This is a genomic window from Streptomyces sp. L-9-10 (assembly GCF_004151105.1).
Classification (GTDB): domain Bacteria; phylum Actinomycetota; class Actinomycetes; order Streptomycetales; family Streptomycetaceae; genus Streptomyces.
Genome location: NZ_PHRF01000162.1, coordinates 308,856 through 328,741 on the forward strand (window position 1 = coordinate 308,856; position 19,886 = coordinate 328,741).

Annotated in this window: 20 protein-coding genes; 19 read left to right on the forward strand and 1 reads right to left on the reverse strand. The window is 70.7% G+C overall.

Going from position 1 to position 19,886, the window contains the following annotated elements:
* Positions 1–27: 27 nt before the first annotated feature.
* The 7 genes from CU044_RS34900 to nusB all read left to right on the forward strand — a co-directional run bounded on the left by CU044_RS34900 (position 28) and on the right by nusB (position 5,624).
* Positions 28–585: a shikimate kinase gene (locus tag CU044_RS34900; RefSeq protein WP_240046010.1), complete on the forward strand. Its 558-nt coding sequence runs from the start codon at positions 28–30 to the stop codon at positions 583–585.
* A complete protein-coding gene (aroB, locus tag CU044_RS34905; RefSeq protein WP_030355496.1) occupies positions 582–1,676 on the forward strand; it encodes a 3-dehydroquinate synthase in 1,095 nt (364 codons plus the stop codon). The genes CU044_RS34900 and aroB overlap by 4 nt, the downstream gene beginning before the upstream one ends.
* Positions 1,673–2,113: a type II 3-dehydroquinate dehydratase gene (aroQ, locus tag CU044_RS34910; protein WP_129772743.1), complete on the forward strand. Its 441-nt coding sequence runs from the start codon at positions 1,673–1,675 to the stop codon at positions 2,111–2,113. Before aroB ends, aroQ begins: the two co-directional genes overlap by 4 nt.
* A 129-nt stretch (positions 2,114–2,242) precedes the next feature.
* A complete protein-coding gene (locus CU044_RS34915; protein WP_165372046.1) occupies positions 2,243–3,280 on the forward strand; it encodes an AAA family ATPase in 1,038 nt (345 codons plus the stop codon).
* Positions 3,281–3,461: 181 nt separating this feature from the next.
* Positions 3,462–4,577: an aminopeptidase P family protein gene (locus CU044_RS34920; protein ID WP_129772745.1), complete on the forward strand. Its 1,116-nt coding sequence runs from the start codon at positions 3,462–3,464 to the stop codon at positions 4,575–4,577.
* A gap of 49 nt (positions 4,578–4,626) precedes the next feature.
* The gene (gene efp / locus CU044_RS34925) at positions 4,627–5,193 is read left to right on the forward strand and encodes an elongation factor P (RefSeq protein ID WP_129772746.1); all 567 of its coding nucleotides are present in this window, start codon (positions 4,627–4,629) and stop codon (positions 5,191–5,193) included.
* Between the two features lie 2 nt (positions 5,194–5,195).
* Positions 5,196–5,624, forward strand: coding sequence for a transcription antitermination factor NusB (nusB, locus tag CU044_RS34930; RefSeq protein ID WP_030355501.1), 429 nt, complete (start codon positions 5,196–5,198; stop codon positions 5,622–5,624).
* 243 nt (positions 5,625–5,867) lie between these two features.
* Here the strand turns inward: nusB and bldD are convergent, their stop codons facing one another.
* On the reverse strand, positions 5,868–6,368 hold the full coding sequence (bldD, locus tag CU044_RS34935; protein ID WP_030355502.1) for a transcriptional regulator BldD: 501 nt from the start codon (positions 6,366–6,368) through the stop codon (positions 5,868–5,870).
* A 222-nt stretch (positions 6,369–6,590) separates the two neighbouring features.
* On the opposite strand from bldD, the gene pyrR reads away from it, so the two are divergent.
* From pyrR to coaBC, 12 genes are all read left to right on the forward strand, one after another.
* Positions 6,591–7,220, forward strand: a complete 630-nt coding sequence (gene pyrR, locus CU044_RS34940) for a bifunctional pyr operon transcriptional regulator/uracil phosphoribosyltransferase PyrR (RefSeq protein ID WP_240046011.1) — start codon at positions 6,591–6,593, stop codon at positions 7,218–7,220.
* A gap of 82 nt (positions 7,221–7,302) precedes the next feature.
* Positions 7,303–8,319, forward strand: a complete 1,017-nt coding sequence (locus CU044_RS34945) for an aspartate carbamoyltransferase catalytic subunit (protein ID WP_129772747.1) — start codon at positions 7,303–7,305, stop codon at positions 8,317–8,319.
* A gap of 2 nt (positions 8,320–8,321) precedes the next feature.
* A complete protein-coding gene (locus tag CU044_RS34950) occupies positions 8,322–9,611 on the forward strand; it encodes a dihydroorotase (protein WP_129772748.1) in 1,290 nt (429 codons plus the stop codon).
* Positions 9,608–10,186: a hypothetical protein gene (locus tag CU044_RS34955; protein ID WP_129772749.1), complete on the forward strand. Its 579-nt coding sequence runs from the start codon at positions 9,608–9,610 to the stop codon at positions 10,184–10,186. Before CU044_RS34950 ends, CU044_RS34955 begins: the two co-directional genes overlap by 4 nt.
* On the forward strand, positions 10,183–11,355 hold the full coding sequence (gene carA, locus CU044_RS34960) for a glutamine-hydrolyzing carbamoyl-phosphate synthase small subunit (RefSeq protein WP_129772750.1): 1,173 nt from the start codon (positions 10,183–10,185) through the stop codon (positions 11,353–11,355). Before CU044_RS34955 ends, carA begins: the two co-directional genes overlap by 4 nt.
* The gene (gene carB, locus CU044_RS34965) at positions 11,348–14,668 is read left to right on the forward strand and encodes a carbamoyl-phosphate synthase large subunit (protein WP_129772751.1); all 3,321 of its coding nucleotides are present in this window, start codon (positions 11,348–11,350) and stop codon (positions 14,666–14,668) included. The genes carA and carB overlap by 8 nt, the downstream gene beginning before the upstream one ends.
* Before the next feature lie 124 nt (positions 14,669–14,792).
* The gene (locus CU044_RS34970; protein ID WP_129772752.1) at positions 14,793–15,902 is read left to right on the forward strand and encodes a quinone-dependent dihydroorotate dehydrogenase; all 1,110 of its coding nucleotides are present in this window, start codon (positions 14,793–14,795) and stop codon (positions 15,900–15,902) included.
* Positions 15,899–16,789, forward strand: a complete 891-nt coding sequence (gene pyrF / locus CU044_RS34975) for an orotidine-5'-phosphate decarboxylase (RefSeq protein WP_129772753.1) — start codon at positions 15,899–15,901, stop codon at positions 16,787–16,789. The genes CU044_RS34970 and pyrF overlap by 4 nt, the downstream gene beginning before the upstream one ends.
* 345 nt (positions 16,790–17,134) lie before the next feature.
* Complete coding sequence (locus CU044_RS34980; protein WP_030355512.1) at positions 17,135–17,458, forward strand: integration host factor; 324 nt, start codon at positions 17,135–17,137, stop codon at positions 17,456–17,458.
* 38 nt (positions 17,459–17,496) lie between these two features.
* The gene (gene gmk / locus CU044_RS34985; protein ID WP_129772754.1) at positions 17,497–18,060 is read left to right on the forward strand and encodes a guanylate kinase; all 564 of its coding nucleotides are present in this window, start codon (positions 17,497–17,499) and stop codon (positions 18,058–18,060) included.
* Positions 18,061–18,137: 77 nt separating this feature from the next.
* On the forward strand, positions 18,138–18,410 hold the full coding sequence (gene rpoZ / locus CU044_RS34990) for a DNA-directed RNA polymerase subunit omega (RefSeq protein WP_030355514.1): 273 nt from the start codon (positions 18,138–18,140) through the stop codon (positions 18,408–18,410).
* Positions 18,411–18,569: 159 nt separating this feature from the next.
* Positions 18,570–19,829: a bifunctional phosphopantothenoylcysteine decarboxylase/phosphopantothenate--cysteine ligase CoaBC gene (coaBC, locus tag CU044_RS34995; protein WP_129772755.1), complete on the forward strand. Its 1,260-nt coding sequence runs from the start codon at positions 18,570–18,572 to the stop codon at positions 19,827–19,829.
* Positions 19,830–19,886: the final 57 nt, after the last annotated feature.

Sequence of the window (19,886 nt, forward strand, 5' to 3'; positions counted from 1 at the left end):
CCGGTGAGGGCGAAGGGGGCGGATCGGGTGAGCGCACCGGTCATCGTGCTGGTCGGGCCGATGGGCGTCGGCAAGTCCACTGTGGGCGAACTGCTCGCCGAGCGTCTCGGCACCGGCTTCCGCGACAGCGACGCCGACATCGTCGCCACCCAGGGACGGTCGATCGCGGACATCTTCGTCGACGAGGGCGAGCCGCGCTTCCGCGAGCTGGAGCGCGAGGCGGTACGGCTGGCGATCGCCGAGCACCGGGGCGTACTGGCCCTCGGCGGCGGCGCGGTCCTCGACGCCGCCACGCGTGAGCTGCTCGCCGGGCTGCCCGTCGTCTATCTGTCGATGGAGGTCGGTGAGGCGGTGAAGCGGGTCGGACTGAACATCGCCCGCCCACTGCTGGCCGTCAACCCCCGCCAGCAGTGGAAGACGCTGATGGAGGCCCGCCGCCATCACTACACGGATGTGGCCCGGGTGGTGGTCCCGACCGACGACCGCACGCCCGAAGAGGTCGCCGAGGCCGTCCTCGACGCGCTGGAGCTCAAGCACCTCCCGGCAGAAGAACTCCGGACCCCCGGCAAGGAGAACCCCGCATGACGGACCAGACAGTCACCCGGATCCAGGTCGGCGGCACGGCCGGGCACGACCCGTACGAGGTGCTGGTCGGCCGGCAGCTGCTGGGGGAGCTGCCCGCGCTCGTCGGCCCCAAGGCCAAGCGGGTCGCGGTCCTGCACCCCGAGGCGCTGGAGGGCACGGGTGAGGCGCTGCGCCAGGATCTGGCGGACCAGGGGTACGAGGCCGTCGCGATCCAGGTGCCCAACGCCGAGGAGGCCAAGACCGTCGAGGTCGCCGCGTACTGCTGGAAGGCGCTCGGGCAGACCGGCTTCACCCGTACCGATGTGATCATCGGTGTCGGCGGCGGCGCCACCACCGACCTGGCCGGGTTCGTCGCCGCGACCTGGCTGCGCGGGGTGCGCTGGATCGCCGTACCGACCACGGTGCTCGCCATGGTCGACGCGGCGGTGGGCGGCAAGACGGGTATCAACACCGCGGAGGGCAAGAACCTCGTCGGCGCCTTCCACCCGCCCGCCGGGGTGCTCTGCGACCTCGCCGCGCTGGACTCGCTGGGCGTCCATGACTACGTCAGCGGCATGGCCGAGATCATCAAGGCCGGCTTCATCGCGGACCCGGCCATCCTCGATCTCGTCGAGTCCGACCCCGAAGGCGCGCGTACGCCCTCCGGCCCGCACACCGCCGAGCTGATCGAGCGCTCGATCCGGGTCAAGGCCGAGGTCGTCTCCAACGACCTCAAGGAATCCGGGCTGCGCGAGATCCTGAACTACGGCCACACCCTCGCCCACGCGATCGAGAAGAACGAACGCTACAAGTGGCGGCACGGCGCGGCCGTCTCCGTCGGCATGGTCTTCGCCGCCGAACTGGGCAGGCTCGCCGGCCGGCTGGACGACGCGACCGCGGACCGGCACCGCTCCGTACTGGAGTCCGTCGGGCTGCCGCTGACCTACCGCGGTGACCAGTGGCCCAAGCTGCTGGAGACGATGAAGGTCGACAAGAAGTCCCGCGGTGACCTGCTGCGGTTCATCGTGCTGGACGGGCTCGCCAAGCCGACCGTCCTGGAGGGCCCCGATCCGGCGGTGCTGCTCGCCGCGTACGGGGAGGTGTCGGCGTGACCCGACGGGTCCTCGTCCTCAACGGCCCCAACCTCGGCCGGCTCGGCTCGCGCGAGCCGGATGTCTACGGAGCGACCTCGTACGCGGGTCTGGTGGACGCCTGCCGTGAGCTGGGCAAGGAGCTCGGCTTCGAGGTCGACGTCCGTGAGACGAACGACGAGGGCGAGATGATCCGCTGGCTGCACGAGGCCGCCGATGGCTCAATTCCGGTCGTTCTCAACCCCGGTGCGTTCACCCACTACTCGTACGGGATGCGGGACGCGGCAGCTCAGCGCACCGCGCCGCTCATCGAGGTGCACATCTCGAATCCGTACGCACGGGAGGAATTCCGCCACACCTCGGTCGTCGCGGCCGTCGCCAGCGGTACGGTCGCGGGCTTCGGCATCGGCTCGTACCGGCTCGCCCTGCGCGCGCTCGCGGAGGAAGTGACCGGCTGACAGGGCACTGTTGGCGCACCCCGGCCGTTGCCAGTGTGGCGGCCGGGGGCGGTACCGTTCGGTAGCGCGCGGCCGACAGGGCAGGGAGCCGCCGACCAGCGTCAGTCGCACGAGACGGAGTGGCACCGGATGCAGCACTCAGCGGGGGCTCCGTTGCCGCCTTCCCAGGGACCGGGGTACGGATCCGGCGGGTGGGCGCACCAAGGAGCACAACCGGGGCCACAGCAACCTCCTGTGCCGCATCAGCCCCCAGCACCCCAGCAGCCTCCGGGGCCGCACCACGCGCCCGCGCAGCACCAGGCACCGGGCCCGCATCAGCCGCCCGGCTCGCACCAGGCACCGGGCCCGCATCAGCCGCCCGGCTCGCACCAGGCACCGGGCCCGCATCAGCCGCCCGGCTCGCACCAGGCACCGGGCCCGCACCAGCCTCCCAGCTCGCACCAGCCGCCCGGCCCTCGTCCGGCGCATGCACCGCACGGCGCGCCCGTACCGCCGCAGGGGCCGCCCGCGGGGCCGCCCTCCGCGGACTCCACCGGGCACATCCAGCTGCCGCCCGGCGGCCCGGTGCCCGTACCCGCCCCGCCGCCGGGCCCCGACGGCGGTACCGGCGCCGCGACCCTCGCCGTTCTGCTGATCGGCCCGGCCGGCGCGGGCAAGACGACCGTGGCCAGGCACTGGGCCATGAGCCGCCGGGTGCCCACCGCGCACATCAGCCTGGACGACGTCCGCGAATGGGTCTGCTCCGGGTTCGCCGATCCGCAGTCCGGATGGAACGACCACTCCGAGGCGCAGTACCGGCTGGCCCGCCGCACCTGCGGCTTCGCCGCGCGCAACTTCCTCGCCAACAGCATCTCCTGCATCCTGGACGACGCGGTCTTCCCCGACCGGCCGGTCGTCGGCCTCGGAGGCTGGAAGCGCCATGTCGGTCCCGGGCTGCTGCCGGTGGTGCTGCTGCCGGGGCTGGAGATCGTGCTGGAGCGCAACGCCGAGCGCAGCGGCAACCGCAGGCTGTCCGACGAGGAGGTGGCCAGCATCCACGGCCGCATGGCCGGCTGGTACGGCTCCGGACTGCCGATCATCGACAACTCCAAGTACGACGTGGAGACCACGGCCCGGGTCCTCGACGACGTCCTCGCCCGTTCCCTCACGAGCCCGCCCAGCTGGTGACGCCCGACGGACCGATGCCCGACGGAGCGACGACCGGCTGACGGCCGACAGCCGCGCGTGGGCGCGGACGGTGGACGTGAGCCGCGCCCGTGGCGTGAGTCGCGCGCCCACGGCGTGAGCGCGCCCCCCGGTCGGACGCGCTGAACCGGCCGGGTGACGCCCTCGCTCATACGCTCGGGTCATGTCAGACGTGTATGCGGCCCGCCGCGCGCGGCTGCGTGACCGGTGCTCGGCGGCGGGCGACGCCGCGGCCCTGGTCTCCCGCCCCGCCAATGTCCGCTACCTCGCGGGCGGGGCGCCCCCCGGCGCCGTCCTGCTGCTCGGTGCCGGCCCCGACGGAGACATGCTGTTCTGCCCGCGTCCCCCCGCCGACGACGACGCCGGGGGACGGCGGATCGACGAACACCTCCGGCTCACCGTCCTGCCCCACACCACCGGCGACCCCGCGATCGCCGCCGCCGGAACCCTCGGTTCGTCGGTCGCCGGGACCTTCGCCGTGGAGGAGCACCATCTGACCGTCGCCCGCCACCGCGCGATCGGCTCCGTGGCGCCACGGCTGCGGCTGACCGATCTGGGCGGCGCCGTCGAGCAGCAGCGGATTGTCAAGGACGAGGAGGAGATCGCCTGCCTGCGCATCGCGGCCGAGATCGCCGACCAGGCGCTGGGCGAGCTCCTGGAGTCGATCCTGGTGGGCCGTACCGAACGCCATCTCGCGCTGGAGCTGGAGAGGCGCCTCGTCGACCACGGCGCGGACGGCCCCGCCTTCCCGACCGCCGTCGCCACCGGCCCCAACTCCGGCCGCTGCGGGCACCATCCCTCGGACCGCCGGGTCGAGGAGGGCGATTTCCTCTCCGTCAGCCTCGGTGCCGACTACCGCGGCTACCGCTGTCTGATCGGCCGCACGTTCGTCATCGGGACCTCCCCCGCCGACTGGCAGATCGAGCTGTACGAACTGGTCTTCGCGGCACAACGGGCAGGTCGGGAGGCCCTTGTGCCGAGCGCCGGTTACCGCGAGGTGGACCACGCCACCCGGCATCCGCTGGAGGTGGCGGGGCACGGCGAGGGGCTCGCACCCCGTACGGGACATGGTGTCGGACTCGAAATCGACGAGGACCCGCAGCTGGCCCCCGCGGCCATGGGTAAACTGGACGCTTGTGTGCCGGTCACCGTCGGACCGGGGGTCCACCTCCCGGGCCGGGGCGGTGTCCGGATCGATGACACGCTCGTCGTCCGCCCCGAGGCGGACGGCGGACCCGAGCTACTCACCATCACGACCAAGGAACTGCTCGCGCTCTAGTGCGCACCCTCGGTCGTCCACCAGCTTCAGTCCAGGAGATTCCGCAACCGTGGCTTCCACGAACGACCTCAAGAACGGCCTGGTGCTCAAGCTCGACGGGGGCCAGCTCTGGTCCGTCGTCGAGTTCCAGCACGTCAAGCCCGGCAAGGGCCCGGCCTTCGTGCGCACCAAGCTGAAGAACGTGCTCTCCGGCAAGGTCGTCGACAAGACCTTCAACGCCGGCGTGAAGGTCGAGACGGCCACCGTTGACCGCCGCGACATGCAGTTCTCGTACATGGACGGCGAGTACTTCGTCTTCATGGACATGCAGACCTATGACCAGCTGATGGTCGACCGCAAGGCAGTCGGCGACGCCGCCAACTACCTGATCGAGGGCTTCACGGCCAGCGTCGCCACCCACGAGGGCGAGGTGCTGTACGTCGAGCTGCCCGCCGCCGTCGAGCTGACGATCCAGCACACCGACCCCGGCGTCCAGGGCGACCGCTCCACCGGTGGCACCAAGCCCGCCACGCTGGAGACCGGTTACGAGATCGGTGTCCCGCTCTTCATCACCACCGGTGAGAAGATCAAGGTCGACACGCGCTCCGGCGAGTACCTCGGCCGGGTGAACAGCTAACCGTGGCTGCCCGGAACAAGGCCCGTAAGCGCGCCTTCCAGATTCTCTTCGAGGCCGACCAGCGCGGGGCGTCCGTGCAGACGGTCCTCGCGGACTGGATACGGCACGCCCGGACCGACGACCGCCAGCCGCCGGTGGGCGAGTACACGATGGAACTGGTCGAGGGGTACGCGGAGTACGCGGACCGCATCGACGAGCTCATCTCCACCTACTCGGTGGGCTGGACGCTCGACCGGATGCCGGTCGTCGACCGGAACATCGTGCGGCTCGGCGCGTACGAGCTGGTGTGGGTGGACGAGACCCCGGACGCGGTGGTGATCGACGAGGCGGTGCAGCTCGCCAAGGAGTTCTCCACCGACGACTCCCCGTCCTTCGTGAACGGCCTGCTCGGCCGGTTCAAGGACCTCAAGCCGAGCTTGCGCCGCGTCTGAGCGTGGCCCCCGGAACCTCCGGATCACGGAAACGGCCGACGTACCGCGAGTCGGCACACCGACGGTCGGCGTACCGCGAAAGCGCCGGGCGGGCTGTCCCAGCCCCGTCCGGCGCTTTGCCGCTTCCGGAGGGTTCACGGGCCACTGCTCGCGGGGCGCTGAACGCACCGGAGGGTGGGCCCGTACGGCATACGGGACCCACCCTCCGGAGGTGACGTTTCTGCTGGTCGGCGGCGGGCCGGCTCAGCCCTCCTCGTGGGCGACCGCACGGCGCGCGTCGGCGTCCAGAACGCCCCAGCTGATCAGCTGCTCGGTCAGGACCGAGGGCGACTGGTCGTAGATCACGGCGAGCGTGCGCAGGTCGTCCTGGCGGATCGACAGCACCTTGCCGTTGTAGTCGCCACGCTGGCTCTGGATCGTCGCCGCGTAACGCTGGAGGGGGCCCGCCTTCTCCTGCGGCACATGGGCCAGCCGCTCCAGGTCGAGGACGAGCTTCGGCGGCGGCTCGGCGGCTCCGCCGGGGGTCGTGCCGGGAAGAAGCTCCTGCACGGGGACCCCGTAGAAATCCGCCAGCTCGGCGAGGCGCTGCACCGTGACGGCACGGTCGCCACGCTCGTACGAACCGACCACCACTGCCTTCCAGCGGCCCTGGGACTTCTCCTCCACGCCATGGAGCGAGAGGCCCTGCTGGGTGCGGATGGCGCGGAGTTTGGCCCCGAGCTGCTTTGCGTATTCGCTGGACATATAGCTCCCCGGACGAAGTCTGGTAACTCACTGTGAGGTTACGCAGCGTTACTTGGATGCGTCAAGCCGAAGGAGTCCCGCCAAGGTCCGCGGTGGGCTTCCCGCCGTGTCACGACAGGGGTGCGACCAGGTACTCCGAAGGCCTCCTGCTAGCCTGGGTGGCGTAATTTCGACGTCCTTTAAGATCCGTCCCGTGAGGCGGAGAAGGAGGTCCGTTTTCATATGGACACCAGCAACTCCAGCGACACCGGCCTGACCGGTCAGACCAACGAGGCCGACCGGGCAGAAGGGGCAGGCGAGGCGGCACGCCCCGTCCTGGAGGCCCCCGACATCGCACGGGCCCTGACCCGTATCGCCCACGAGATCATCGAACGCGCCAAGGGCGCCGACGACGTGGTGCTGCTCGGCATTCCGACCCGCGGAGTCTTCCTGGCCCGCCGGCTGGCCGGAAAGCTCGCGGAGATCACCGGCCGCTCGATCCCCGTCGGCTCCCTCGACATCACCATGTACCGCGACGATCTGCGCCTGCGGCCCGCCCGCGCGCTGGCCCGTACCGACATCCCCGGCGACGGCGTCGACGGACGACTGGTCGTCCTCGTCGACGACGTGCTCTTCTCCGGCCGTACGATCCGCGCCGCCCTCGACGCGCTCGGCGACATCGGGCGGCCGCGCGCCGTCCAGCTCGCCGTACTCGTCGACCGGGGCCACCGCGAGCTGCCGATCCGCGCCGACTACGTGGGCAAGAACCTGCCCACCTCGCTGCGCGAGACGGTCAAGGTCCAGCTCGCGGAGGAAGACGGCCGGGACACCGTGCTGCTCGGCCTCAAGCAGCCCGCGTCCGGCGACCGCTAGCACGCCTCCGTACGCCACCCATCGCGTACGGATGCCTTCGCGCGCCCGCACGCCCGCACACCCACACAACGGAGCACTCCAGATGCTGCGCCTCCCGGGGGCCGGCCCCCGCACACCCGGCCATCTCATCTCCGCCGCCGACCTCAGCCGCGACGAGGCCGTCCTGATCCTCGACACCGCCGAGGAGATGGCGCGCGTCGCCGACCGGCCCATCAAGAAGCTGCCGACCCTGCGCGGCCGCACCGTGGTGAACCTCTTCTTCGAGGACTCGACCCGTACCCGGATCTCGTTCGAGGCCGCCGCCAAGCGCCTGTCGGCCGACGTCATCAACTTCTCCGCCAAGGGCTCGTCCGTCTCCAAGGGCGAGTCGCTCAAGGACACCGCGCTGACCCTGGAGGCGATGGGCGCCGACGCCGTCGTCATCCGGCACGGCGCCTCCGGCGCCCCGTACCGGCTCGCCACCTCCGGGTGGATCGACGGCGTGGTCGTCAACGCCGGCGACGGTACGCACGAACACCCCACGCAGGCGCTGCTCGACGCCTTCACCCTGCGCCGCAGGCTCGTCGGCGCGGACGCGGGCATCGGGCGGGATCTCGACGGGCGGCGCGTCACCATCGTCGGCGATGTGCTGCACAGCAGGGTCGCGCGCTCCAATGTCCTGCTGCTGCACACCCTCGGCGCCCAGGTCACCGTGGTCGCCCCGCCCACGCTCGTACCGATCGGGGTCGAGCGGTGGCCGTGCGAGGTCTCGTACGATCTGGACCGGGTGCTGCCCCAGTCCGACGCCGTGATGATGCTGCGGGTGCAGCGCGAGCGGATGAACGCCGCCTTCTTCCCGACCGAGCGGGAGTACTCCCGCCGCTACGGGCTGAACGGCGAGCGCATGGGCCGCATGCCCGAGAAGTCGATCGTGATGCACCCGGGGCCGATGAACCGCGGCATGGAGATCACCGCCGAGGTCGCCGACTCCGACCGCTGCACCGCCGTCGAGCAGGTCGCCAACGGTGTCTCGATCCGGATGGCCGTGCTCTATCTGCTGCTGGGCGGCAACGAGCCCGCCGTCACCCATTCCCGCCTGAACGCCGAGGAGAACAAGTAACCATGAGCAAGATTCTGATCCGGGGCGCGCGGGTGCTCGGTGGCGAGGCACAGGACGTACTGATCGACGGCGAGACCATCGCCCAGGTGGGCACCGGGCTGCCGGCGGACGGGGCGACGACCGTCGTCGAGGCCGGGGGCCGGATCCTGCTGCCGGGGCTGGTCGATCTGCACACCCATCTGCGCGAGCCCGGCCGCGAGGACTCCGAGACCGTGCTGACCGGTACGAAGGCCGCGGCCGTGGGCGGATTCACGGCCGTCCACGCCATGGCGAACACCTTCCCCGTGGCCGACACCGCCGGTGTGGTCGAGCAGGTCTGGCGGCTCGGCAGGGAGTCGGGCTACTGCGACGTCCAGCCCGTCGGCGCCGTCACCGTCGGCCTGGCGGGCAAGCACCTGGCCGAGCTCGGCGCGATGCACGACTCGGCGGCCACCGTCCGGGTCTTCTCCGACGACGGCAAGTGCGTGGACGACGCCGTGATCATGCGCCGCGCGCTGGAGTACGTGAAGGCCTTCGACGGGGTGATCGCCCAGCACGCCCAGGAACCGCGGCTGACCGAGGGCGCCCAGATGAACGAGGGCATCGTCTCGGCCGAGCTCGGACTCGGCGGCTGGCCCGCCGTGGCCGAGGAGTCGATCATCGCCCGCGATGTCCTGCTCGCCGCGCATGTCGGCTCGCGCGTGCACATCTGCCATCTCTCCACCGCCGGCTCGGTGGAGCTGATCCGCTGGGCGAAGTCCAAGGGCTGGAACGTCACCGCCGAGGTCACCCCGCACCACCTGCTGCTCACCGACGAACTCGTACGGTCGTACAACCCCGTCTACAAGGTGAACCCGCCGCTGCGCACCGAGGCCGATGTGATGGCCCTGCGCGAGGCGCTCGCGGACGGCACGATCGACTGCGTCGCGACCGACCACGCCCCGCACCCGCACGAGGACAAGGACTGCGAGTGGGCCGCCGCGGCCATGGGCATGGTGGGGCTGGAGACGGCACTGTCGGTGGTCCAGGAGACGATGGTCGAGACCGGACTGCTCGACTGGGCCGGGGTCGCCGACCGCATGTCGTTCCGGCCGGCCCGTATCGGCAGGCTCGACGGCCACGGCCGTCCCGTCTCGCCGGGTGAGCCCGCCAACCTCACGCTGGTGGATCCGGCATACCGTGGTGCCGTGGACCCCGCGGGGTTCGCCTCCCGCAGCCGTAACACCCCCTACGAGGGGCGTGAGCTGCCGGGGCGGGTGACCCACACCTTCCTGCGGGGCCGTGCCACGGTCGTCGACGGGAATCTGGCGTGACTACTGCGAACCTTCTGCTGCCACTGGCCGCCGAACAGAAATCGGCGGAGGTGACCGACTGGGCCGCCCGGATCGGCTGGGTCCTCGGCCTGCTGCTCTTCATCGCCTTCGTGTACTGGCTGATGCGCCAGGGCTGGAAATGGCGCGGCAGCCTCCAGTCGGATCTGCCGGAGCTGCCCAGCGCGCCCGAAGCGCCAGGTGAGGCCAAGCTGAGCATGAGCGGCCGCTACCACGGCTCCACGACCGCCGGGCAGTGGCTCGACCGGATCGTGGCCCATGGCCTCGGCGCCCGCAGCCGCGTCGAGCTGACGCTCACGGACGCGGGGCTGGATGTCGTACGCCCCGGCGCGAACGACTTCTTCGTCCCGGCCGCCCAGCTGCGCGAGGCCCGGCTCGACAAGGGCATCGCCGGCAAGGTGCTGGCCGAGGGCGGGCTGCTGATCGTCACCTGGCAGCACGGCGACAAGCTGATCGACTCCGGCTTCCGCTCCGACCACTCCGCCGAGCACAGCGCATGGGTCGAGGCCATCAACTTCATGAACCAGTTCACGACGACGGAAGGCCCCGCACGATGACCACCTCCACTCCGGGAACCGCCCGCGACAAGGCGACTCCCGCCGTACTCGTCCTGGAGGACGGCCGCAGCTTCCGCGGCCGTGCCTACGGGGCCGTGGGGGAGACCTTCGGCGAGGCGGTGTTCTCCACCGGCATGACCGGCTACCAGGAGACCCTGACCGACCCGTCGTACCACCGCCAGGTCGTCGTGATGACCGCGCCGCACATCGGCAACACCGGCGTCAACGACGAGGACGCCGAATCGCGGCGGATCTGGGTCTCCGGCTATGTCGTACGCGACCCCGCGCGCACCCCCTCCAACTGGCGCTCCCGGCGCTCCCTCGACGACGAACTGGTCGCCCAGGGAGTCGTCGGCATCAGCGGGATCGACACCCGCGCGCTCACCCGCCACCTGCGCGAGCGCGGCGCGATGCGCGTCGGCATCTTCTCCGGAGCCTCCCTGGCCGACGAGGCGACACTGCTCGCCCGTGTCCAGCGGGCCCCCGAGATGACCGGCGCCGACCTGTCCGCCGAGGTCGCCACCGAGCGGACGTACGTCGTCCCCGCGCTCGGCCCCGACGGCGAAGAACTCCCGCCGGGCACGGCGCGCTTCACCGTCGCCGCGCTCGACCTGGGCATCAAGGGCATGACCCCGCGCCGGATGGCCGAGCGCGGCATCGAGGTGCACGTCCTGCCCGCCACCGCCACCCTCGACGAGGTGTACGCGACCGGGCCCGACGGAGTCTTCCTCTCCAACGGCCCCGGCGACCCGGCCACCGCCGACCTCACCGTCGTCAAGGGCGTGCTGGAGCGCGGCACCCCGCTCTTCGGCATCTGCTTCGGCAACCAGCTGCTCGGCCGCGCGCTCGGGTTCGGCACGTACAAGCTGAAGTACGGCCACCGGGGGATCAACCAGCCCGTGCAGGACCGTACGACCGGCAAGGTCGAGGTCACCGCCCACAACCACGGATTCGCCGTCGACGCACCGCTCGACCGGATCTCCGACACCCCCTACGGCCGCGCCGAGGTTTCCCACGTCTGTCTCAACGACAACGTGGTCGAGGGGCTCAGGCTGCTCGACCGGCCGGTCTTCAGCGTCCAGTACCACCCCGAGGCGGCCGCGGGCCCGCACGACGCCGCGTACCTGTTCGACCGCTTCACACAGCTCATGGAGGGCCAGCGTGCCTAAGCGCACCGATATCCAGTCCGTCCTGGTCATCGGTTCAGGACCGATCGTCATCGGCCAGGCCGCTGAGTTCGACTACTCCGGTACCCAGGCGTGCCGCGTCCTCAAGTCCGAGGGACTGCGGGTCATCCTGGTCAACTCCAACCCCGCCACGATCATGACGGACCCGGAGATCGCCGACGCCACCTACGTCGAGCCGATCACCCCGGACTTCGTCGAGAAGATCATCGCCAAGGAGCGCCCCGACGCGCTGCTGCCCACCCTCGGCGGGCAGACCGCGCTCAACACCGCGATCTCGCTCCATGACGCGGGCACGCTCGACAAGTACGGCGTCGAGCTGATCGGCGCCAACGTCGAGGCCATCAACAAGGGCGAGGACCGCGACCTCTTCAAGGACGTCGTCAAAGCCGTCCACACCAAGATCGGCCACGGCGAGTCCGCGCGCTCGGTCATCTGCCACTCCATGGACGACGTGCTCAAGGGCGTCGACGAACTGGGCGGCTACCCCGTCGTCGTACGCCCCTCCTTCACCATGGGCGGCGCCGGCTCCGGCTTCGCGCACACCGAGGAGGACCTGCGCCGGATCGCCGGACAGGGCCTGATGCTCTCCCCGACCACCGAGGTGCTCCTGGAGGAGTCCATCCTCGGCTGGAAGGAGTACGAGCTGGAGCTGATGCGCGACAAGCACGACAACGTCGTGGTCGTCTGCTCCATCGAGAACTTCGACCCGATGGGCGTGCACACCGGCGACTCGATCACCGTCGCGCCCGCGATGACGCTCACCGACCGCGAGTACCAGATCCTGCGGGACGTCGGCATCGCCGTGATCCGCGAGGTCGGCGTCGACACCGGCGGCTGCAACATCCAGTTCGCGATCAACCCCGACGACGGCCGGGTCATCGTCATCGAGATGAACCCGCGCGTCTCCCGCTCCTCCGCGCTCGCCTCCAAGGCAACCGGCTTCCCGATCGCGAAGATCGCCGCCCGGCTCGCCGTCGGCTACACGCTGGACGAGATCCCCAACGACATCACCGAGAAGACCCCGGCGTCCTTCGAACCCACGCTCGACTATGTCGTCGTGAAGGTGCCGCGCTTCGCCTTCGAGAAGTTCCCGGCGGCGGACGCCAGCCTCACCACCACCATGAAGTCGGTCGGCGAGGCCATGGCCATCGGCCGTAACTTCACCGAGGCGCTCCAGAAGGCGCTGCGCTCGCTGGAGAAGGCGGGCAGCCAGTTCGACTTCACCGGCGAGGCGGGCGGCCCCGCCGAGAAGGACGCCCTGCTGGAGACCGCCAAGGTCCCCACCGACGGCCGGATCAACACCGTCATGCACGCCATCCGGGCCGGTGCCACCCCCGAGGAGGTCTTCGACGCGACGAAGATCGACCCGTGGTTCGTCGACCAGCTGTTCCTGATCAAGGAGTACGCGGACGAGCTGGCCTCGGCGCCCGAGCTCGACCCCGAGCTGCTCGCAGAGGCGAAGCGGCACGGCTTCTCCGACGCCCAGATCGCCGGTATCCGCGGACTGCGCGAGGACGTGGTCCGCGAGGTCAGGCACGCGCTCGGCATCCGACCCGTCTACAAGACGGTCGACACCTGCGCCGCCGAGTTCGCCGCGAAGACCCCGTACTTCTACTCCTCCTACGACGAGGAGAGCGAGGTCGCGCCGCGCGAGAAGCCCGCCGTGATCATCCTCGGCTCCGGCCCCAACCGGATCGGCCAGGGCATCGAGTTCGACTACTCCTGTGTCCACGCCTCCTTCGCGCTCAGTGACGCGGGCTACGAGACCGTGATGGTCAACTGCAACCCGGAGACCGTCTCCACCGACTACGACACCTCCGACCGGCTCTACTTCGAGCCGCTCACCCTGGAGGACGTCCTGGAGATCGTGCACGCCGAGACGCTGGCAGGGCCCATCGCGGGCGTCATCGTCCAGCTCGGCGGGCAGACCCCGCTCGGCCTCGCCCAGGCGCTCAAGGACAACGGCGTACCGGTCGTCGGCACGCCCCCCGAGGCGATCCACGCCGCCGAGGACCGCGGCGCCTTCGGCCGGGTACTCGCCGAGGCCGGGCTTCCCGCGCCCAAGCACGGCACCGCCACCACCTTCGCCGAGGCCAAGGCCATCGCCGACGAGATCGGCTACCCCGTGCTGGTCCGCCCCTCGTACGTGCTCGGCGGGCGCGGCATGGAGATCGTGTACGACGAGATCAGGCTCTCCTCGTACATCGCCGAATCCACCGAGATCAGTCCCACCCGGCCCGTCCTGGTGGACCGGTTCCTCGACGACGCCATCGAGATCGACGTGGACGCGCTCTACGACGGCACCGAGCTGTACCTCGGCGGCGTCATGGAGCACATCGAGGAGGCGGGGATCCACTCCGGCGACTCGGCGTGCGCGCTGCCCCCCATCACGCTGGGCGGCTTCGACATCAAGCGGCTGCGCGCCTCGACCGAGGCCATCGCCAAGGGCGTCGGGGTCCGCGGGCTGATCAACATCCAGTTCGCGATGGCCGGCGACATCCTGTACGTGCTGGAGGCCAACCCGCGCGCCTCCCGCACGGTCCCCTTCACCTCCAAGGCGACGGCCGTACCGCTCGCCAAGGCGGCGGCCCGTATCTCGCTCGGCGCCACCGTCGCCGAACTGCGCGCCGAGGGACTGCTGCCGGCCCAGGGCGACGGCGGCACGCTGCCGCTCGACGCGCCGATCTCCGTCAAGGAAGCCGTGATGCCGTGGTCGCGTTTCCGCGACATCCACGGACGCGGGGTGGACACCGTCCTCGGCCCGGAGATGCGTTCGACCGGTGAGGTGATGGGCATCGACTCCGCCTTCGGCACGGCGTACGCCAAGTCGCAGGCCGGCGCGTACGGCCCGCTGCCCACCAAGGGCCGCGCCTTCATCTCCGTCGCCAACCGCGACAAGCGCTCGATGATCTTCCCGGCCCGTGAGCTGGTCGCCCACGGCTTCGAGCTGTTCGCCACCTCGGGCACCGCGGAGGTGCTCAAGCGCAACGGCATCAACGCCACCGTCGTACGCAAGCAGAGCGAGGGCGAGGGCCCGGACGGCGAGAAGACCATCGTCCGGATGATCCACGACGGAGATGTCGACCTGATCGTCAACACCCCGTACGGCACCGGCGGCCGGCTCGACGGCTACGACATCCGCACGGCGGCCGTCGCGCGCGGCGTTCCCTGCCTGACGACGGTCCAGGCGCTGGCAGCCGCCGTCCAGGGCATCGACGCCCTCAAACAGGGCGAGGTCGGTGTCCGTTCCCTCCAGGAACACGCCCGGCACCTGACCGCGGCACGCGACAACTAGCCGGTCCGAGGACGGGGGACACCGAAGCCGGTGTCCCCCTCTTCATGAGGCCGTGAGGTCATGCTTTATGACCTCATGACGTCTCTTCGTGGGCACGCCACTCCGTTCGAGGACACATCACTCCATGTACAAGATCTTCTTCAGGCTGGTCTTCCGCCGGATGGACCCGGAGCGGGCCCACCACCTGGCGTTCCGCTGGATCCGGCTCGCCGCCCGTATCCCCGTCCTGCGTACGTTCGCCGCCGCCGCCCTGGCCCCGCGCCACCGGGAACTGCGCACCGAGGCGTTCGGGCTGCGGATGCACGGCCCCTTCGGGCTCGCCGCGGGCTTCGACAAGAACGCCGTGGCCATCGACGGCATGGCGATGCTCGGCTTCGACCACATCGAGATCGGCACGGTCACCGGCGAGCCACAGCCGGGCAACCCGCGGACGCGGCTCTTCCGGCTCGTCGCCGACCGCGCGCTGATCAACCGGATGGGCTTCAACAACGAGGGTTCGGCCGCCGTGGCGGCCCGGCTGGCGGCCCGCAGGCCCGTCTTCAGGACCACCGTCGGCGTCAACATCGGCAAGACCAAGGTCGTCCCGGAGAGTGAGGCGACCGGCGACTACGTGCTCTCGACGGAGCGGCTGGCCGGGCACGCCGACTATCTCGTGGTCAACGTCAGCTCGCCCAACACCCCGGGACTGCGCAGCCTCCAGGCCGTCGACCAGCTGCGGCCGCTGCTCACCGCCGTACGCGAGGCCGCCGACCGCACCGTCACCCACCGCCGCGTACCGCTCCTGGTCAAGATCGCGCCCGATCTCGCCGACGAGGACATCGACGCGGTCGCCGACCTGGCCGTGGAACTGGGCCTGGACGGCATCATCGCCACCAACACCACCATCGCGCGCGAGGGGCTCGGGCTGCGCTCGGACCCCGCGCAGGTCGCGGAGACGGGCGGACTGTCCGGCGCTCCGCTGAAGGCGCGCTCACTGGAGGTGCTGCGCCGGCTGTACGCGCGCGTGGGCGACCGGATCACGCTCGTCGGGGTCGGCGGCATCGAGAACGCCGAGGACGCCTGGCAGCGCATCCTCGCGGGCGCCACGCTCGTCCAGGGCTACAGCGCCTTCATCTACGAGGGCCCGTTCTGGAGCCGCGCGATCCACAAGGGGCTCGCCGCCAGGCTGGCGGTCAGCCCGTACGCCACGCTCGCCGAGGCCGTCGGCGCCGACACCCGGAAGGTGACCGCATGACCCCCAGCGCTTCCACTCCGACCTCCCCGACCACGTCGAACGCCCCGGTCCCGGGGGAGCCCTTCGGGGCCCGGCTGCGGCGCGCCATGGACACCCGCGGACCGCTCTGCGTGGGCATCGACCCGCACGGCTCGCTGCTCACGGACTGGGGCCTGGCCGACGACGTCGCGGGCCTGGAGCGCTTCGCCCGTACGACGGTGGAGGCGCTGGCGGACCGGGTGGCCGTGCTCAAGCCCCAGTCGGCGTTCTTCGAGCGCTTCGGGTCGCGCGGGACCGCCGTCCTGGAGAAGACCGTCGAGGAGGCGCGGGCGGCCGGGGCGCTGGTCCTGATGGACGCCAAGCGGGGTGACATCGGCTCCACCATGGGCGCGTACGCGGCGACCTACCTGGACAAGGACTCGCCGCTCTTCTCGGACGCCGTGACGGTTTCCCCGTACCTCGGCTTCGGATCGCTGCGTCCGGCGCTGGACGCGGCCGCCCTCTCCGGCTCGGGCGTCTTCGTACTCGCCCTGACCTCCAACCCCGAGGGCGCGGAGGTGCAGCGCGCCACCGCCGCCGACGGCCGGCCGGTCGCGCAGCTGATGCTGGACCACATGGCCGCGGAGAACGCGGGCGCGGCCCCGCTCGGCTCGGTCGGCGCGGTCGTCGGCGCCACCCTGGGGGACGCGGGGGTCGACCTCGCCATCAACGGGCCGCTGCTCGCGCCCGGAATCGGCGCGCAGGGCGCGACCCCGGCCGATCTGCCCCGCGTGTTCGGCGCGGCGGTCGGCAATGTGGTCCCGAGCGTCAGCCGGGGCGTACTGCGGCACGGTCCGGACCTCGGCGCGCTGAGGGAGGCGGCGGAGCGTTTCACCGATGAGGTGAGGGCGGCGGTCGGGGGCGCGTAGGGCGTGCGGGGGGAGACGGCTCGGGGCGTACGCCGGGGGCGTGCCGGGAGGCTTTCGAGAGTGACTCTGAACACCAGGGGAACACCGCTGGGACGCGGACGGGACGCCGCTGGGACGCCGATGAAGAGATTCTTGGCCGAAAAGCTGGGCAATATGCCTGAAATGTACGGCCCGATCGACGTTGACCAGGACTTTTCGTCTGTTCTCGCTGACTCCAGCGGCCATGGCCGCTAGTCTCCGTCGAGAGCCAACGTGCAGTGCGTTGCCCGTTGCTCGCCTGGTGTGGGGCGATTAGGTTCCTCACCGGTCCGTATCCGACAGTTCGACATCCGAGGTGACGTAGGCGTGGCTCTTCCGCCCCTTACCCCTGAACAGCGCGCAGCCGCGCTCGAAAAGGCCGCCGCGGCTCGCCGGGAGCGGGCCGAGGTCAAGAATCGACTCAAGCACTCCGGCGCCTCCCTCCATGACGTCATCAAGCAGGGTCAGGAGAACGACGTCATCGGGAAGATGAAGGTCTCCGCACTGCTTGAGTCCCTGCCCGGCGTGGGCAAGGTCCGCGCCAAGCAGATCATGGAGCGGCTCGGCATCTCCGAGAGCCGCCGAGTGCGTGGTCTTGGCTCCAACCAGATCGCCTCCCTGGAGCGCGAGTTCGGCGGCAAGGCCGCCTGACGTTCCCGGGCACCCCCGGGAACCTGGATAATCGCTGCATGGCAGCAGAGGTACGACCGCGGCTGACCGTGCTCTCCGGCCCCTCCGGGGTCGGCAAGAGCACGGTCGTCGCCCATATGCGCAAGGTCCACCCCGAGGTATGGCTCTCGGTGTCGGCCACCACCAGAAAGCCGCGCCCCGGCGAACGCCATGGCGTCCAGTATTTCTTCGTCACCGACGATGAATTCGACAAGCTGGTCGCCAATGGTGAGTTGCTGGAATGGGCGGAGTTCGCGGGCAACCGCTACGGCACGCCGCGCCAGGCGGTCCTCGACCGGCTGGGCTCGGGCGAGCCCGTGCTGCTGGAGATCGATCTCCAGGGCGCGCGGCAGGTCAAGGAGTCGATGCCCGATTCCCGGCTGGTCTTTCTGGCGCCCCCGAGCTGGGACGAGCTGGTACGCCGGCTCACCGGCCGCGGCACGGAATCACCCGAGGTGATCGAGCGCCGTCTGGAGGCCGCCAAGGTGGAGCTGGCCGCCGAGTCGGAGTTCGATACGACGCTGGTCAACACCTCGGTCGAGGACGTCGCGCGCGAGCTGCTAGCCTTGATGGCAGTTGCATGATCTTTTGTGGGATTTCCTTCCATCGTGAATCCCGCGATTACCGGTTTCTCCCTGAATTTTCTTCGGAAGGCTAGAGAGTGTCCTCTTCCATCACCACGCCCGAGGGCATCATCAACCCGCCGATCGATGAGCTGCTCGAGGCCACGGACTCGAAGTACAGCCTCGTGATCTACGCGGCCAAGCGCGCGCGTCAGATCAACGCGTACTACTCGCAGCTCGGTGAGGGCCTGCTTGAGTACGTCGGCCCGCTCGTGGACACCCACGTCCACGAGAAGCCGCTCTCGATCGCCCTGCGTGAGATCAACGCGGGTCTGCTGACCTCCGAGGCCATCGACGGCCCCGCCCAGTAGGCACACTCTTCGGTACAGGCTTTTCACCACAGGCCCGGCGGTACGACCGCCGGGCCTGTGGTGTGTCATGTCCATAGGGCCGGGGACGGACGAGCGGACGAGTACGGACGAGTGCCGGCGGTGGGCGAGCGCGGCACGGACGAGAGAGGTGGAGACACGGTGGACAAGCCGAAGGTCGTTCTGGGGGTCGCGGGCGGTATCGCCGCGTACAAGGCGTGCGAGCTGCTGCGACGGCTGACCGAGTCGGGCCATGACGTACGGGTCGTACCGACCGACTCGGCGCTGCACTTCGTGGGGGCGGCCACCTGGTCGGCCCTCTCCGGCCACCCGGTCTCCACCGAGGTCTGGACAGATGTCCACGAGGTGCCGCATGTGCGGATCGGGCAGTCCGCCGATCTGGTCGTCGTCGCGCCGGCCACCGCCGATCTCCTCGCCAAGGCGGCGCACGGACTCGCCGACGACCTGCTGACCAATACGCTCCTCACCGCCCGCTGTCCGGTCGTCTTCGCGCCGGCCATGCACACGGAGATGTGGGAGCACCCCGCCACCCGGGAGAACGTCGCGACACTCCGCCGCCGTGGCGCCGTCGTCATCGAGCCCGCAGTCGGCCGCCTCACCGGCGTCGACACGGGCAAGGGGCGGCTGCCGGAACCGGGAGAGATCTTCGAGGTCTGCCGGCGCGTACTGGCGCGCGGCGCGTCCGCGTCCGGCTCCGCCGATTCCGTATCCGGCTCCGCCGGCTCCGTGCCCGCCTCCGTGCCCGACCTGGCGGGACAGCATGTCGTGATCAGCGCGGGCGGCACGCGCGAGCCACTCGATCCGGTGCGCTACCTGGGGAACCGTTCCTCGGGGAAGCAGGGATACGCCCTGGCCCGTACGGCGGTGGCGCGCGGCGCGAGGGTCACCCTGATCGAGGCGAACACCGGTTTCACGGACCCCGCGGGTGTGGACGTGGTCCACGTCGGGACCGCCGTACAGCTGCGTGAGGCCGTGCTGAAGGCCGCGGCGGAGGCCGACGCCGTGGTCATGGCGGCGGCCGTGGCCGACTTCCGGCCCGCCTTCTACGCCGCGGGAAAGATCAAGAAGAAGGACGGCGAGGAGCCCGCGCCGGTGGAACTGGTCCGCAACCCGGACATCCTCGCCGAGATCTCCGCCGAGCGGGCCCGCCCCGGACAGGTGATCGTGGGCTTCGCGGCGGAGACGGACGACGTCCTGGCCAACGGCAGGAAGAAGTTGCGGCGCAAGGGGTGCGACCTGCTCGTGGTCAATGAGGTCGGGGAGCGGAAGACCTTCGGGGCCGAGGAGAACGAGGCGGTCGTGCTCGCGGCGGACGGCGGCGAGACGGCGGTGCCGTACGGCCCCAAGGAGGCGCTGGCGGATGTTGTCTGGGACCTGGTGGCGCCGCGGCTGAAGGCCTGAGGGGCTGGGGCGGGGACCTCGGGGAGAGGCACGCGGTGGAAGCCCGGTGGAGGCCCG

What these genes read in the sequence shown, in the direction of transcription:
- aroB (WP_030355496.1), top strand. Translation starts at nt 582, where the DNA reads ATGACGGACCAGACAGTCACCCGGATCCAGGTCGGCGGCACGGCCGGG.
- CU044_RS34915 (WP_165372046.1), top strand. Translation starts at nt 2,243, where the DNA reads ATGCAGCACTCAGCGGGGGCTCCGTTGCCGCCTTCCCAGGGACCGGGG.
- CU044_RS34920 (WP_129772745.1), top strand. Translation starts at nt 3,462, where the DNA reads ATGTCAGACGTGTATGCGGCCCGCCGCGCGCGGCTGCGTGACCGGTGC.
- bldD (WP_030355502.1), bottom strand. Translation starts at nt 6,368, where the DNA reads ATGTCCAGCGAATACGCAAAGCAGCTCGGGGCCAAACTCCGCGCCATC.
- pyrR (WP_240046011.1), top strand. Translation starts at nt 6,591, where the DNA reads ATGGACACCAGCAACTCCAGCGACACCGGCCTGACCGGTCAGACCAAC.
- CU044_RS34945 (WP_129772747.1), top strand. Translation starts at nt 7,303, where the DNA reads ATGCTGCGCCTCCCGGGGGCCGGCCCCCGCACACCCGGCCATCTCATC.
- CU044_RS34950 (WP_129772748.1), top strand. Translation starts at nt 8,322, where the DNA reads ATGAGCAAGATTCTGATCCGGGGCGCGCGGGTGCTCGGTGGCGAGGCA.
- carA (WP_129772750.1), top strand. Translation starts at nt 10,183, where the DNA reads ATGACCACCTCCACTCCGGGAACCGCCCGCGACAAGGCGACTCCCGCC.
- CU044_RS34970 (WP_129772752.1), top strand. Translation starts at nt 14,793, where the DNA reads ATGTACAAGATCTTCTTCAGGCTGGTCTTCCGCCGGATGGACCCGGAG.
- pyrF (WP_129772753.1), top strand. Translation starts at nt 15,899, where the DNA reads ATGACCCCCAGCGCTTCCACTCCGACCTCCCCGACCACGTCGAACGCC.
- gmk (WP_129772754.1), top strand. Translation starts at nt 17,497, where the DNA reads ATGGCAGCAGAGGTACGACCGCGGCTGACCGTGCTCTCCGGCCCCTCC.